Origin of the sequence: Mesorhizobium sp. CO1-1-7, assembly GCF_020164885.1 — a bacterium.
Lineage (GTDB): Bacteria > Pseudomonadota > Alphaproteobacteria > Rhizobiales > Rhizobiaceae > Mesorhizobium > Mesorhizobium australicum.
In genome coordinates this window covers 500,524-513,846 of record NZ_JAIUHA010000003.1, presented here as the reverse complement: position 1 = coordinate 513,846, position 13,323 = coordinate 500,524, and the positions used below count along the sequence as shown (strand labels likewise).

Below are 13,323 nucleotides of genomic sequence, written 5' to 3'. Positions count from 1 at the left end.
TTACGAGATTGCGAGAGAGGCGCCGCCGGCGACCTTGTCGCATACGCTTTCGCCAGCGTTCACCTTGATTTGCGCCTCCGTATTTCCCCATGTCGATCGCTCAGCAATGCCTCAGGCCCAGGCATTTTCGGCTCAGCCAAAATTTAATACAAGCGCTCGCTAATTTGTTCTTCCTGGGCTGAAGCCTACCTTGGCAAGCTTCCAACTCCCTCTCTTAGCGACCAATTAACGTTTCGCTAACCGTGCACAGTTCCCCGCCCATGGCCATACCTCCCAGCGGTTGACAATGGAACGAAATTAGAACAAATTAGAAACATATCAACAACAGGAGAGAGTTATGACCGATCTGGTTCAGGATGTCATCTCGCTGGTTTGCATGAGCGCGTTTCTTGTCTCCATGGCGATCTGGATCGGAGCCATGTGATTTGGCGGCGTCGGCCGTCGCTGTTTCTCGAAGGCCAATGCCGCCCCGCCGTTAAGCTTTTCTTGCCGCAGCAAAGTTAGGGTGCGTCTCCAAGGCAGGGAGCAACGTCCAGGTGTCCCCCATCGTCACGGCCATTCTCGTGGCCAGCAATCTCGGGCTGATCTTTCTCCTGATGACCGTGCCGCTTGGTTTGCGCACGGTCCGGTCGAGCTGCATCGTGGCGATGGACCGGCAGCGCCTGTGGCAGGCGCTATGGCCGCTCGGCAGCGATGCCGGCTGGTCCGGCGAGATCCTGTCGGCGCAGCCGCTGGACGAAGAGGGCGTCGCGCGCATCACGCTCTCTTGGGAAGGCCGCGATGGCAAGCCGATAGAGCGCAGGGCGCAGTTTGAAGATGTCGTCGAGGGCAGCCGCTTCTCGATGCGGGTGATCGAGGACACCGCGCTCGATAGCTCGTTCTGGAAGGACTATGGCGAGACCGCCGAACTGGTTTCGGAGGGAAGCGGCACGCGCGTGACGCTCAGCCGGACCGACCGGTACCGCGGCGTGGCTTTCCTGGTGTTTCGCTATTTCGCCATGCGCCGCGAGCTCTCCAAGCTGCAGCGTTGGGCAAGGACCGGGCAGTATCGCAAGGGTGGCTGGTTCGAGCATCCGCTGAGCCAGGTCGGCTTTGCCGTGTTGTCGGCATTGATGCTGTGGCCGTTCTTCGGCCTTCACCTCGGCGGGCTGGCGCTGGCCGCGATCCTGACGTCGGTGGTGGCGCTGCACGAACTCGGCCACATGGCGGCGTTCCGGCTGACGGGCCATCGCAGGGCGCGGATGATCTTCATCCCGCTGCTTGGCGGCATCGCCATCGGCGGCCGGCCCTATAACAGCCGTTTCGAAGTGGCCTTCGTGGCGTTGATGGGGGCGGGGTTCTCCGCCTTCCTGGTGCCAATCGTCATCGCCGCCAGCGTGCTTGCCGGCGGCGAGGGTCACAAGGCGGCTGCCGCGCTACTCGCCGCACTCGCAGGCTGCGCTGCCCTGTTCAATATCGCGAATCTGATGCCTGTGTGGAAATTCGACGGTGGCCAGGTGCTGCGCCAGATCTGCCCGGGGCCGGTCGTCCTGGCGCTGGCGTCCTTCTCGCTGCTCTCGGCCTTTCTGGCGCTTGGCTGGCGGGCCGGTTTTTCCCTGGGCTTCCTGCTCGCGGCCGGTGCGGTATTTTCGATTCTCAGCCTGCTCACCGTCGGCAGCGGGGTGAAGCCACGCCACGAACTGGAGCCGATCGGCACTGTCGATCGTTTGGTCATCGCCGGAGCCTTGCTGGCGGTGTTCGCCATCCACGGCTGCGGCGTGTTGTGGGCGTCAGGGCAGTTGCTCTGAGCTGGTTGGGTCCGAAAGGATCAACCCGTCTTGCGGGCAGCCTCGACCGGCAAAGCCGCCACGGGACCAAAAACATCCTCGAAGGCTGATTTCAGCGCCAGATCCAGATCGGCCATGCCGACGGGCAGGCCGAGGTCGACGAGGCTAGTGACGCCGTGGTCCTGAACCCCGCACGGCACGATGCCGCCGAAATGCTCGAGCTCCGGTTCGACATTGATGGCGATGCCATGGAAGCTCACCCAGCGCCGCAGCCTTATGCCGATTGCCGCGATCTTGTCCTCGGCAGTTGAGCCGTCGGGCAAAGCTGGGCGATCAGGCCGTACCACCCAGACGCCGACCCGGTCCTCGCGGCGTTCGCCGCGCACGTTAAAGGCGGCGAGCGTGCCGATGATCCACTGTTCGAGCGCCGCGACGAAGGCGCGCACGTCCTCGCGCCGGCGCTTCAGGTCGAGCATGACGTAGGCGACCCGCTGGCCAGGCCCATGATAAGTGTATTCGCCGCCGCGTCCGGCCGCAAAGACCGGAAAGCGGTCAGGTTCGATCAGGTCCTCGATGCGGGCGCTGGTGCCGGCGGTGTAGAGCGGCGGATGTTCGACCAGCCAGACCATTTCGCCGGCAGCCCCGCCGCGGATCGCCTCGGCGCGCGCCTCCATGAAGGCAAGCGCATCGGGATAGGCGACAAGGCCGGGCTCGACCAGCCATTCCACCGGTGCCGAACCGGGCAAGGGCAGGAACGACGTGGCGATCTGGCTGCGTTCTGTCATGGGGTCTCTCTTGTCGCCTTCCATATGGCGATATCAAGCAGAAACGTCCAGTTCGCCGTGCGTTTGGGCGCCGGGCATCCGACGCGCCGGCAAGGCGATGAGTGCTTGCCGGTTCAGTTCGCAGCTGTGTCGTCAGGATGATTTGGTGCGGTCGAGAAGACTCGAACTTCCACGGGTTGCCCCACAGCGACCTCAACGCTGCGCGTCTACCAATTCCGCCACGACCGCACGTGGTAGAGCCGGAACCGACCGGCTCGCGGCGTGTAGCAAATCGTTTCCAGCGAAACAAGTGCGCCACGAGTATTTAATCGCTGGGAATGGCTATAACGGATCAATCGCTTTGCGCGCCCGGAAACGAAGGCGGCGGCGCGTCTTGGAGACTGCGTCGCCGCGTCGGCTTTCGTCCGACCCTGCGGCTACGCCGCCTGCTTCCTTCGCGCCAGCGTATCGGCCACCACCTCGCCGAACGAGGACGGCGTCGGCACGATGATGACGCCGGCCTCTTTCAGGATCTCGACCTTTTCCTGCGCGGACTCGCCGAAGGCCGAGATGATGGCGCCGGCATGACCCATGCGGCGGCCTTTGGGGGCGGACAGGCCGGCGATGTAGGCGATCAGCGGCTTCCTCATATTGTCGCGCGCCCAGATCGCGGCTTCGGCTTCCTGCGGTCCGCCGATCTCGCCGATCATGACCACGGCGTCGGTCTCGTCGTCCTGCTCGAACAGCTTCAGAACGTCCTTGAAGGAGGAGCCGTTGATCGGATCGCCGCCAATGCCGACGCTGGTCGACACGCCGATGCCGAGCGCCTTCATCTGCGAGGCGGCTTCATAGCCCAGCGTTCCCGAGCGGCCGACGATGCCGACGCGGCCGGGCAGGTAGATCGAGCCGGGCATGATGCCCATCAGCGCCTGTCCCGGCGTGATGATGCCGGCGCAATTCGGCCCGACAAGCCGCATGCGGTCCTCGAAGCGATAGCGGCGCATATAGCGCTTGACCTGCATCATGTCCTGCGAGGGGATGCCGTCGGTGATGCAGACGCAGAGCTTTATCCCCGCATCCGCCGCTTCCATGATCGAATCGGCTGCAAAGGGCGGCGGCACGAAGACGATGCTGGCTTCGGCACGGGTCTCGCGCACCGCGCCCTTGACCGTGTTGAAGACGGGCAGGCCGAGATGCGTCTGGCCGCCCTTGCCGGGCGTGACGCCGCCGACGAGCTTGGTGCCGTAGCGCTTCATGTCCTCGGCATGGAAGCTGCCGATCTTGCCGGTGAAACCTTGCACGATGACGCGTGTGCTGCGGTTGAGCAGGATTGCCATTTTTCCGTCCTCCCTCAGGCTGCTTTTTTGTTGGTGGCCACGCGCCAGGCGGCGACGGCTTTTTCGGCGGCTTCGGCGAGCGTGTCGGCGACGATCACCGCCTCGCCGGAATCGGCCAGGATCTTGCGCCCTTCCTCGGCCCTGGTGCCGGACAGCCGCACCACCAGCGGCACGTTGACGCCGACCTCGCGGATCGCCTTGATGACGCCCTCGGCGACCCAGTCGCAACGGTTGATGCCGGCAAAGATGTTGACCAGGATGGTCTCGACATTCTTGTCGCCGAGCACGGCGCGGAAGGATTTCGCGACCCGCTCGGGCGAAGCGCCGCCGCCGATGTCGAGGAAGTTCGCCGGCTCGCCTCCGGCGATCTTGATCATGTCCATCGTCGCCATGGCGAGCCCGGCGCCATTGATGATGCAGCCGATATTGCCGTCGAGGCCGACATAGGAGAGGCCGCGGTCGCTGGCGAAGGTCTCGCGCGGATCTTCCTGGCTCTTGTCGCGCAATTCGGAGATTTCGGGCCGCCGGAACAGCGCGTTCTCATCGAACGACATCTTGGCGTCGAGCGCTACCAGGCTGCCGTCGCGGGTCACCACCAGCGGATTGATCTCCAGCATCGAGGCGTCGTAGTCGCGGAACACCTGGTAACAGCTGAAGATGGTCTCGGTCGCCTTGCCGATCAGGCTGTCCTCCAGGCCGAGCCCGAAGGCGATCTCGCGCGCCTGGAAGCGCTGCATGCCGACACCGGGATCGACGGTGGCGCGGATGATCGAATCGGGTGCCTTCTCGGCGATCTCCTCGATTTCCATGCCGCCGGCGGCCGAGGCCACGATCATGACGCGCTCTTCCTTGCGGTCGAGCACGAAGCCGAGATAGAGCTCCTGCGCGATGTCGACGGCTTCCTCCAGATAGAGGCGCGAGATCAGCTTGCCACGCGGGCCGGTCTGGTGGGTCACCAGCTTGCGCCCGAGCATGGCTTCGGCGGCGCTGGAAATTTCCTCATCATTGGCGCAGAGCTTGATGCCGCCGGCCTTGCCGCGCGCGCCGGAATGAACCTGCGCCTTCAGCACCCATTTGCCGCCGCCGATCTCGCGCGCCCGGTAGGTCGCCTGTTCGGGGCTGTAGGCCAGGCCGCCACGCGGCACATGGATCCCATGCCGGGCGAGCAGTTCCTTGGCTTGGTATTCGTGGATGTCCATTCTTTTCTCCTCCCCAAATCGTCAAAGTGCCGCGACGTGCTGTTGGCCGGCGCGTTCGATGGCGTCGTTGACCACCAGAACGTTGCGCGCCATGCGTTCCGACGCGGCGTCGATCATCTTGCCGTCGAGTGCGGCGGCACCCTTGCCCTGCGCCTCCGCCTCCTTCAGCACTTCGAGGATGCGGCGGGCGCGCGTGACTTCCTTCTCCGGCGGCGAGAAGACGTCGTTGGCCAAGGCAATCTGCGAGGGATGGATCGCCCATTTGCCTTCGATGCCGAGCGCGGCGGCGCGCCTGGCGGCCGCCTTGTAGCCTTCCGGGTCGGAGAAATCGCCGAACGGTCCGTCGATGGCGCGCAGGCCGTAGGCGCGGCAGGCGACGGTCATCCGCGACAGGGCGAAATGCCACTGGTCGCCGGGATAGTCGGGATTGAGGCCGCCAATATTGACGGTCCGCGCCTTGCAGCTTGCCGCATAGTCGGCAACGCCGAAATGCATGGCTTCCAGCCGTCCAGGGGTGGCGGCGATAGCCTCGACATTGGCCATGCCGAGCGCGGTCTCGATCAGGGCTTCCAGGCCGACACGGGTCTTGAAGCCCTTGGCCATCTCGATCTGGTTGACCATGGCCTCGACCATGTAGAGGTCGGCCGGAACGCCGACCTTGGGCACCAGTATGGTGTCCAGCCGGTCGCCGGCCTGCTCCATGACGTCGACAACGTCGCGGTACATGTAGTGCGTGTCCAGCCCGTTGATGCGCACCGAGACGGTCTTGCCCTTGGCGCGCCAGTCGATGTCGTTCAGGGCCTGGATGATGTTCTTGCGTGCGCGTTCCTTGTCGGGCGGCGCGACGGCGTCCTCAATGTCGAGGAAGACGAAGTCGGCGGCGCTGTTGGCCGCCTTGTCGATCATCTCCGGGCTGGAGCCTGGAACCGCCAGTTCGCTGCGCTGCAGCCTGAGTTTCTTGAGGTGGTTAATGGTGTGGCTCATCGTCGACTCCCTCAGGCGGCTTCGGCGACCGGCAGCGCGGCCGAGGCGCGGAAATGCTGGATGGCGGCGCCGACGCCGGAGCCCGGCGCCAGCCGGACGCCACAATCGAGCAGCGCCATTTCCGCCGCCGAAAGCGAGGCCAGAACCATCACCTCGTTCAGCCAGCCGAGATGGCCAATGCGGAAAACCTTGCCGAACACCTTGTTGAGGCCGCCGCCCAGCGACGTCTGGTAGGCCTGGTAGGCGCGCTTGACGACGTCGCCGCTGTCGATGCCATCCGGCACGAGTATGGCGCTGACCGTGTCCGAATGCCATTTCGGCGCCTTGGCGCAGAGCTTCAGGCCCCAGGCGTCGACCGCCTTGCGCACGCCTTCGGCAAGGCGATGGTGCCGGGAGAAGATGGTCTCCAGCCCTTCCTCGGCGATCAGGTCGAGCGAGGCGCGCAGGCCGCGCAGCAATTGTGTCGCCGGCGTGTAAGGGAAATAGCCGGCATCGTTGGCGCGGATCATGTCCTCGAAGGAGAAGAAACAGCGCCGGTGGGTGGCGGTTCTCGAAGCGACGAGCGCCTTCCTGCTCACCGACAGGAAGCCAAGGCCGGCCGGCAGCATGAAGCCTTTCTGCGAGCCGCTGACGGCGCAGTCGACGCCCCATTCTTCCTGGCGAAAGTCGATCGAGCCGATCGACGAGACGCCGTCGACGAAAAGAAGGGCAGGGTGGTTCGCATCGTCGAGCGCGGCGCGGCAGCCGGCGACGTCGCTGGTGACGCCTGTCGCCGTCTCGTTCTGTGTGCAGAAAATCGCCTTGATGCGGTGCGTCTTGTCCGCCTTCAGCCGCTCCGCATAGAGTTCCAGCGGAACGCCGGTTCCCCATTCGCAGTCGATGACGTCGACCTCGAAACCCAACCGTTCGGCCATGTCGACCCACAGATGCGAGAACTGGCCGAAGCGAGACATCAAAACGCGGTCGCCGGGGCTGAGCACATTGGTCATCGCCGCTTCCCAGGCGCCGGTGCCGGAGGACGGGTAGATGAAGACGCGGCCGGTCTCGTTCTTGAAGACCCGTTTGATGTCCTCGAACAGCGGCAGGGTGAGATCGGGGAAGGTGGCCGCGCGCATGTCCTCCATCGGCAGGTTCATCGCTTGGCGTACCTGCTCGGGGATGTTGGTCGGCCCGGGAATGAAAAGATGGGTGAAACCGGCCATGATGCGAACTCCTCCTGATCCAGCAAAGCGGTGGTGGGGAGTTTCGTTTCGACGGCCGATGCCGACAACACCTTGGCGGGTAAGATCTCACCGCATGCGGGTGGGTATGGCCTACCCGGTCGCCCTACCCGAAAGGCTGCCTTTGGCTACGCCTCTCTCGTGAATAGAGCGCGACCGCCATGGCGCGGTTGCGGACGTCCAGCTTGTCGTACAGATTCTTGAGATGGTACTTCACGGTATTTTCGGAGATGCCGGTCCGGGTGGCGATCTGCAAATTGGTCCAGCCGTCGGACAGTACCGCCAGCAGTTCACGCTCGCGCACGGTAAGCCGGGATAGAGGCGTGTCGTTGACCTTGTTGATGTCAATATAGGGGATGCAGATACGGCCGTGCGCGACAGCCAGGATCGTGTCGAAGATGATGGCGGGATCGTCGAACTGGAAGCAGTAGCCCTGGGCCCCCAGGCGCACGCACTGTTTCAGGATGCCGATGTCATGGTCGTTTGAAAAGACCGCGATGCGAACGTCGAGCTTGCGGGTCTGGACCTCGGCTAGGACATCAGCGCCGTCCATGTCGGACAGCTTCCAGCCGATCACGGCGACATCGAACTCCTGGACCGCTGCCAGCTCCAGGAAATGCCTGCCGCTTTGTACGGAGGCCAAAAGCTCGAAGCGCCCGTCGCAGTCCAGCATTTCGCGCAGAGCCGATATGACGAGCGGATTGCGTTCGGCCACGACCACGCGAACGCGCCGCTCGTCGATTGCCTTGTTTTCTGTCCGCGACCTGATCTTCAAGGGCTTCCGGCTTTTTTGTTGCGGCTTGGGGGTCCAGCCGATGCCTGGACCTGCATCATGACAATTCTGCCCCAATCGCGCACGGGTGCTCTTTCCCCAGCGACATGCGCTGTCGCGTGGCCGGGCCACAAGCACACCCGCTTTTGGCGGAATCGACCAGGTCGCGCACGCCGGACAATGTCGCGTCGGCGGAAAACGACGCCGTTGCGCAAGCGGGACTTTTCGGCTGGAATTCCCGTGCGTTGGAGCGACGGGCTGCGAAATCGAATCATGCCGCCGCTCCAAATTTCTTGTTTGTGGTCGGACCCAAAACCGATTTCCACTTTTCGGAATCATGGTCTAGACCTGACTGGCAACCTTTCCGGGATTCTGATGGCTGGAGACGCTGGTGGAAGGCCAGGACAAGCAGACGACCTCCGCCAAGGCGGCTGACGACGCCCACGCCGACATCTATGGCGAGGACGGCGCGGTTCTTTCGTCCTTCCTTGCCCAGATCGGTGCGGCGATCGCCGACCGCGATACGCTGACCCTCAAGCGCGAAGTCGACGACCTGCATCAGTCGGAACTTGGCGACCTCATCGAGGCGCTGCATCCCGAGCAGCGGCGCGCGTTGGTCGAACTGCTGGGCGCCGACTTCGATTTTTCCGCGCTGACCGAAGTCGACGAGGCGATCCGCATGGATATCGTCGACAATCTGCCCAATGCGCAGATCGCGCAGGCCGTGCAGGCACTCGATTCCGACGACGCGGTCTACATTCTCGAAGACCTCGAGCCGGAAGACCAGGACGAGATCCTGTCGCAGCTGCCGTTCACCGAGCGGATCAGGCTGCGGCGCTCGCTCGACTACCCGGAAGAGACCGCCGGGCGGCGCATGCAGACCGAGTTCGTCGCTGTGCCGCCTTTCTGGACCATCGGCCAGACCATCGACTACATGCGCGAGGACAAGAACCTTCCGGACCGCTTCAGCCAGATCTTCGTCATCGATCCGACCTTCAAGTTGTTGGGGGCCATCGATCTCGACCAGATCCTGCGCGCCAAGCGCGCGGTCAAGGTGGGGGAGGTCATGCATGAGACGCGGCACGCCATTCCCGCCACCATGGACCAGGAAGAGGCGGCGCGGGAATTCGAACAATACGACCTTCTGTCGGCCGCGGTCGTCGACGAAAACGAACGGCTGGTCGGCGTGCTGACCATCGACGATGTCGTCGACGTCATCCAGCAGGAGGCGGAGGAAGACCTGCTGCGCATGGGCGGCGTCGGTGACGAAGAGCTCTCCGACAGCATTCTGGCGACCTCGCGCTCGCGCGTTCCCTGGCTGCTCGTCAATCTGCTGACGGCATTCCTGGCGGCATCGGTGATCGGCCTGTTCGACCACACGATCGAGCGGATCGTGGCACTCGCCGTGCTGATGCCGATCGTGGCCGGCATGGGCGGCAATGCCGGTTCGCAGACCATGACCGTCACCGTGCGGGCGCTGGCGACCAGGGATCTCGACATCTACAACGCCGGCCGCATCATCCGCCGCGAGATGGGCGTCGGCTTCATCAACGGCATCGTCTTCGCCGTGCTGATCGGCATCGTCGCCGCAAGTTGGTTCCACGACCCTAATCTCGGCGGCATCATCGCGGCGGCTATGATCATCAACATGTTCGTGGCGGCCCTTGCCGGCATCCTGATCCCGCTGCTGCTCGACAGGTTCAAGGTGGATCCCGCGGTCGCTTCGGCGGTTTTCGTCACCACGGTCACCGACGTCGTTGGATTCTTTGCCTTCCTCGGCCTCGCGAGCTGGTGGTTCGGCGTCCGGTAACGGTCTCAATTGACTTTTACGTAAATGCCGTGCGAGGCTTGTGCGGGGTGTCGCGTCGATTCCGGCGGACAAGGGTTTAGTTCGGGACAGAAGGGCGACGCCGCATGGCGAGCGCCTGGAATTCCGGCAGGGAGTGACAATGCGGGAATATTATTCGATCACCGAGCTGACCCGCGAATTCGACGTGTCGACGCGGACACTGCGTTTCTATGAAGACGAGGGATTGGTGCAGCCGGTGCGGCGCGGCCGCACACGCCTGTTTCGCCCTTCCGACCGCCACCTCATCCGGCAGATCATGCGCGGAAAACGCCTCGGCTTCTCGATCAACGAGATCCGCGAGATCATCCAGATGTACAAGGAGCCGCCGGGCGAGGTCGGGCAGCTCAAGCTGATGATCAAGCGCATCGAGGAAAAGCGCGAAGACCTCAGGCAGAAACGTCGCGACCTTGAGGAGACACTAGCCGAACTCGACCAGGCCGAGGAGTCTTGCGTCGAGCGGCTGGTCGAGCTCGGCGTCAACACGTAGCCCTGCTCAAATCCAGCGCCGGACTCTTTTTGCATAGTCGCGGTATTTCTTGCCGAATTTCGCCGCCAATATCTTTTCCTCGCCCTCGATCGCGACCTTCTGGGTGACGAAGGCGGCGACGAAGGCAAGCAGGAAGAACCAGGCGATGCCCGAGACGAAGGCGACGCCGATCAACAGCAGCGTGTTGGCCAGGTACATCGGATTGCGGCTGACGCCGAAGGGGCCGGTCGTGACGAGATGATCGGGCACGGCGTTGGGATTGAGCGTGGTCCTGGCCCGTATCATGGTGCGGATCGCTGTGAACCAGAGTACGGCCACGGCGAACAATGCCACCCAGCCGGCGGCGAACAGGATGTCGCCAAGGAGATCGCCGATCCAGGGCAGCGGGATGTAGAGGCCGAGCACGACACTGATGAGGATGGCGGCGGCGTAGATCACCGGCGGCCACGGTACCAGCCCAGGCTTCGGCCCGGTCCCAGGCTTCGGTTCGATCCCAGGTTTTGGCCCGATCATTGTGTCCCTCCCTCCGTCATCTTGTCGTCGGTCTTGGCGGTGCACGTTGCGGCAAGATCGGACAGATGCGCCCTGAAGTCCGCAGTCTGGTCGTTGTTGAAGAGCCGATCAAGAGAGGCTTCACCTTCGAGCGTTTCGAGCATGCAGCCGCAATAGCTCGAACAGAAGGTTGCGTTGCGCATCTGCTCGCACGATCGCTGGCAGGTTTTCAGGAAATTGACCTGCGGGGTTTCGACCTGCGCCGGCATCACTTGCGAGAACAGCCAGACGCAGCCGATCAGCAGCGGCTGGTGGATCAGGTAGAAAGCCAGGCTGTGGCGGCCGATGAAGACCAGCGGGTTGGACCAGCGTCCGGGCGCCAGGTTCGCCAGGCGTGCCCTTATGCCGGAGGTGGAGGCGAATTTCGCCACCGCAATGCCCGTAAGCACGGCGCCGAACCAGGGGAACAGCGGAACGTAGTCGTTGGAGCGCGGATTGATCGCCGACAGGCCGATCCACCAGAGCCAGGGATGATCGAGAGCCTCGAAGCGCAGGTAGACTGGTGCCGCGATGACGAGCGCGGCGACGGCAAGCGTCAGCAATGCCGGCAAGCGCAGGAAGGCGAGGCCGAGCAGGCTGGCGAGCGCGATCTCGTGCAGGATGCCGAAGAAGATGAACCCGTCGGGCGTGGCGACGCGGGTGACGACCGAAATGGCGACCGCCGAGCCGGCGACCATGGCGAACCGCCTCCAGAAGCCGTTCCAGCGGATCTGCCGGCCATGGGCGAGATAGAGGCTGACGCCAACCAGGAACAGGAAGGTCGATGCAATGCAGCGGGCGTAGAACTTCCACCAGCCGAAGGCGGTGAGGCCGGGATCGGTGTAACCGAAGAATTCCAGGTCCCAGGTGAAGTGGTAGCTCGCCATCGCGATCAGCGCGATGCCACGCAAGATATCGATGGCGACGATGCGCTTCGATGGCTGCGGGACGGGTACGGTCGGCGTGTGGATGCTCATGGTCTCGCGATCTGATTCAGCCCCTCCACGACGACTATCACGGTTGCACCGGATAGAAGAAGACCGGGCGCCTTGGCCTGGACCGCGCGGCGGGGTCCGCGCCAGCCGCCGGGTTGGGCCAGCGCGGAAAAGCCTTTGACCGGCTTCGCTTTTGCCGGATGTGCGTCGGTTTCCTCTTAATGGGCCTGAAATGTCCACGGCAGATTCGACGCCGCGATTCTGCTTTGGGGAAGCAATGTCCACCCATGTTCGCCATCCGATCTGGCTTCCGGCCCTCAAGGCCGCGGATGCGCGCACCTTCGCCTCGCTTTACGCGGTCGAATCCTTCGCCCGCGCCATGGTGTCGAGCGTCATACCGATCCAGGCCTACGAGATTCTCCACAACGAGCAGATCGTCTCCATACTTTACACCGCCGTGTCCCTGCTCGGCCTGTCGGTGACCTTATTCATGCCGATGCTGATCCGCCGCTTCGCGCGGCGCTGGGTCTACACGGCGGGCGCCTGCCTGCTCGCTATCGGCTCGCTGTTCTTCGTCACCCATACGCTCGCCGGGCAACTGGCCGGGATGCTGTGCCGGGTGATGGGCGCCAGCGCGCTGTCGATCACGCTCAACCTCTACATCATGGATCACATCCGCAAGACCGATTTCATGCAGGCCGAATCGCTGCGCATGGCGTGGTCGATGGTTGCCTGGACCTGCGGGCCGACGCTCGGCATTTTTCTCTATACGCGCTTCGGCATTTATGCCGCGCATGGCGCGGTGGCGGTGTTCGCCATGGCCTTGCTGGCGCTGTTCTGGACCTATCGGCTGAGCGACAACCAGTCGATCCGCCCGGGCAAGACACGACCGGCCAATCCGCTCGCCAATATCGGCCGCTTCGTCGCCCAGCCGAGGCTGAGATTGGCCTGGCTGATCGCCTTCGGCCGCTCCTGCTTCTGGACGACCTTCTTCGTCTATGGACCGCTGTTCATGGTCATCACCGGCGAGGGCGAATTGGCCGGCGGCCTGCTGGTCTCGGCCGGCAACGCGCTGCTGTTCATGGCGATCTTCTGGGGCAAGGCGGGGAAACGCTTCGGCGGCCGCAGGACCATGACTTTTGCCTATTTCGCCATGTCGGCGACGCTGCTGGCGGCCGGTGCCGTGGGCGAAACCGTGCCGTTGCTCACCGGTGCCTTCCTGCTGTGCGGCGCCTTCTTCACCATCGCGCTCGACGCGCTGGGTTCGACCGCCTTCATGCGCTCGGTGCGCTCCTATGAGCGCGCGCAGATGGCGGCGGTCTACCGCACCTATCTCGATTTTTCCGAACTGACGCCGCCGCTGGTCTATTCGGTGGTGCTGGCCTTCTTCGGTCTGGGCTCGGTGTTCGTCACGCTCGGACTGCTTGCCGCGTTTTGCGGCTTCATGACCTGGCGATATCTGCCGAAGTCGCTGTGATC

12 protein-coding genes and 1 tRNA gene are annotated in these 13,323 nt (G+C 63.8%); 4 read left to right on the top strand and 9 right to left on the bottom strand.

All coding sequences use genetic code 11. From position 1 onward, the window contains the following. Positions 1 to 536 precede the first annotated feature (536 nt). Positions 537 to 1,787, top strand: coding sequence for a site-2 protease family protein (locus tag LB516_RS09070; protein WP_224719367.1), 1,251 nt, complete (start codon positions 537 to 539; stop codon positions 1,785 to 1,787). A gap of 20 nt (positions 1,788 to 1,807) precedes the next feature. On the opposite strand, the gene lipB is transcribed toward LB516_RS09070, so the two are convergent. The 7 genes from lipB to LB516_RS09035 form a co-directional block, all read right to left on the bottom strand. Continuing rightward, positions 1,808 to 2,551 carry a lipoyl(octanoyl) transferase LipB gene (lipB, locus tag LB516_RS09065; protein ID WP_224719366.1) on the bottom strand — a complete coding sequence of 248 codons (744 nt, stop codon included), beginning with the start codon at positions 2,549 to 2,551 and terminating at the stop codon, positions 1,808 to 1,810. Positions 2,552 to 2,694: 143 nt separating this feature from the next. After that, positions 2,695 to 2,779: transfer RNA gene (locus tag LB516_RS09060), tRNA-Leu, on the bottom strand. Between the two features lie 188 nt (positions 2,780 to 2,967). Next, positions 2,968 to 3,867, bottom strand: a complete 900-nt coding sequence (gene sucD / locus LB516_RS09055; protein WP_224719365.1) for a succinate--CoA ligase subunit alpha — start codon at positions 3,865 to 3,867, stop codon at positions 2,968 to 2,970. 14 nt (positions 3,868 to 3,881) lie between these two features. Beyond that, positions 3,882 to 5,066, bottom strand: a complete 1,185-nt coding sequence (locus tag LB516_RS09050) for a malate--CoA ligase subunit beta (protein ID WP_015317364.1) — start codon at positions 5,064 to 5,066, stop codon at positions 3,882 to 3,884. A gap of 21 nt (positions 5,067 to 5,087) precedes the next feature. Beyond that, positions 5,088 to 6,050, bottom strand: coding sequence for an HpcH/HpaI aldolase/citrate lyase family protein (locus LB516_RS09045; RefSeq protein WP_015317365.1), 963 nt, complete (start codon positions 6,048 to 6,050; stop codon positions 5,088 to 5,090). An 11-nt stretch (positions 6,051 to 6,061) separates the two neighbouring features. Continuing rightward, on the bottom strand, positions 6,062 to 7,252 hold the full coding sequence (locus tag LB516_RS09040; protein ID WP_140723999.1) for an aminotransferase class V-fold PLP-dependent enzyme: 1,191 nt from the start codon (positions 7,250 to 7,252) through the stop codon (positions 6,062 to 6,064). A 124-nt stretch (positions 7,253 to 7,376) separates the two neighbouring features. Further along, complete coding sequence (locus LB516_RS09035; protein WP_411908857.1) at positions 7,377 to 7,943, bottom strand: LuxR C-terminal-related transcriptional regulator; 567 nt, start codon at positions 7,941 to 7,943, stop codon at positions 7,377 to 7,379. Positions 7,944 to 8,433: 490 nt separating this feature from the next. Between LB516_RS09035 and mgtE the strand changes: the two genes are divergently transcribed. Further along, positions 8,434 to 9,852: a magnesium transporter gene (gene mgtE / locus LB516_RS09030; protein ID WP_015317368.1), complete on the top strand. Its 1,419-nt coding sequence runs from the start codon at positions 8,434 to 8,436 to the stop codon at positions 9,850 to 9,852. 139 nt (positions 9,853 to 9,991) lie between these two features. After that, complete coding sequence (locus LB516_RS09025) at positions 9,992 to 10,378, top strand: MerR family transcriptional regulator (RefSeq protein WP_006203215.1); 387 nt, start codon at positions 9,992 to 9,994, stop codon at positions 10,376 to 10,378. A 6-nt stretch (positions 10,379 to 10,384) separates the two neighbouring features. On the opposite strand, the gene LB516_RS09020 is transcribed toward LB516_RS09025, so the two are convergent. Next, positions 10,385 to 10,891, bottom strand: a complete 507-nt coding sequence (locus LB516_RS09020; protein WP_140723996.1) for a methyltransferase family protein — start codon at positions 10,889 to 10,891, stop codon at positions 10,385 to 10,387. Beyond that, positions 10,888 to 11,886, bottom strand: coding sequence for a heparan-alpha-glucosaminide N-acetyltransferase (locus LB516_RS09015; RefSeq protein WP_224594971.1), 999 nt, complete (start codon positions 11,884 to 11,886; stop codon positions 10,888 to 10,890). The genes LB516_RS09020 and LB516_RS09015 overlap by 4 nt, the downstream gene beginning before the upstream one ends. A gap of 235 nt (positions 11,887 to 12,121) precedes the next feature. On the opposite strand from LB516_RS09015, the gene LB516_RS09010 reads away from it, so the two are divergent. Then, entirely contained in the window at positions 12,122 to 13,321 is a 1,200-nt protein-coding gene (locus tag LB516_RS09010; RefSeq protein WP_015317371.1) for an MFS transporter, read from the top strand. Positions 13,322 to 13,323: the final 2 nt, after the last annotated feature.

Excerpts from the sequence above, each read along its gene's own strand:
- LB516_RS09045 (WP_015317365.1), bottom strand. The coding sequence starts at position 6,050 with ATGAGCCACACCATTAACCACCTCAAGAAACTCAGGCTGCAGCGCAGC.
- LB516_RS09050 (WP_015317364.1), bottom strand. The coding sequence starts at position 5,066 with ATGGACATCCACGAATACCAAGCCAAGGAACTGCTCGCCCGGCATGGG.
- sucD (WP_224719365.1), bottom strand. The coding sequence starts at position 3,867 with ATGGCAATCCTGCTCAACCGCAGCACACGCGTCATCGTGCAAGGTTTC.
- LB516_RS09020 (WP_140723996.1), bottom strand. The coding sequence starts at position 10,891 with ATGATCGGGCCAAAACCTGGGATCGAACCGAAGCCTGGGACCGGGCCG.
- lipB (WP_224719366.1), bottom strand. The coding sequence starts at position 2,551 with ATGACAGAACGCAGCCAGATCGCCACGTCGTTCCTGCCCTTGCCCGGT.
- LB516_RS09025 (WP_006203215.1), top strand. The coding sequence starts at position 9,992 with ATGCGGGAATATTATTCGATCACCGAGCTGACCCGCGAATTCGACGTG.
- LB516_RS09035 (WP_411908857.1), bottom strand. The coding sequence starts at position 7,943 with ATGCTGGACTGCGACGGGCGCTTCGAGCTTTTGGCCTCCGTACAAAGC.
- LB516_RS09010 (WP_015317371.1), top strand. The coding sequence starts at position 12,122 with ATGTCCACCCATGTTCGCCATCCGATCTGGCTTCCGGCCCTCAAGGCC.
- LB516_RS09040 (WP_140723999.1), bottom strand. The coding sequence starts at position 7,252 with ATGGCCGGTTTCACCCATCTTTTCATTCCCGGGCCGACCAACATCCCC.
- LB516_RS09015 (WP_224594971.1), bottom strand. The coding sequence starts at position 11,886 with ATGAGCATCCACACGCCGACCGTACCCGTCCCGCAGCCATCGAAGCGC.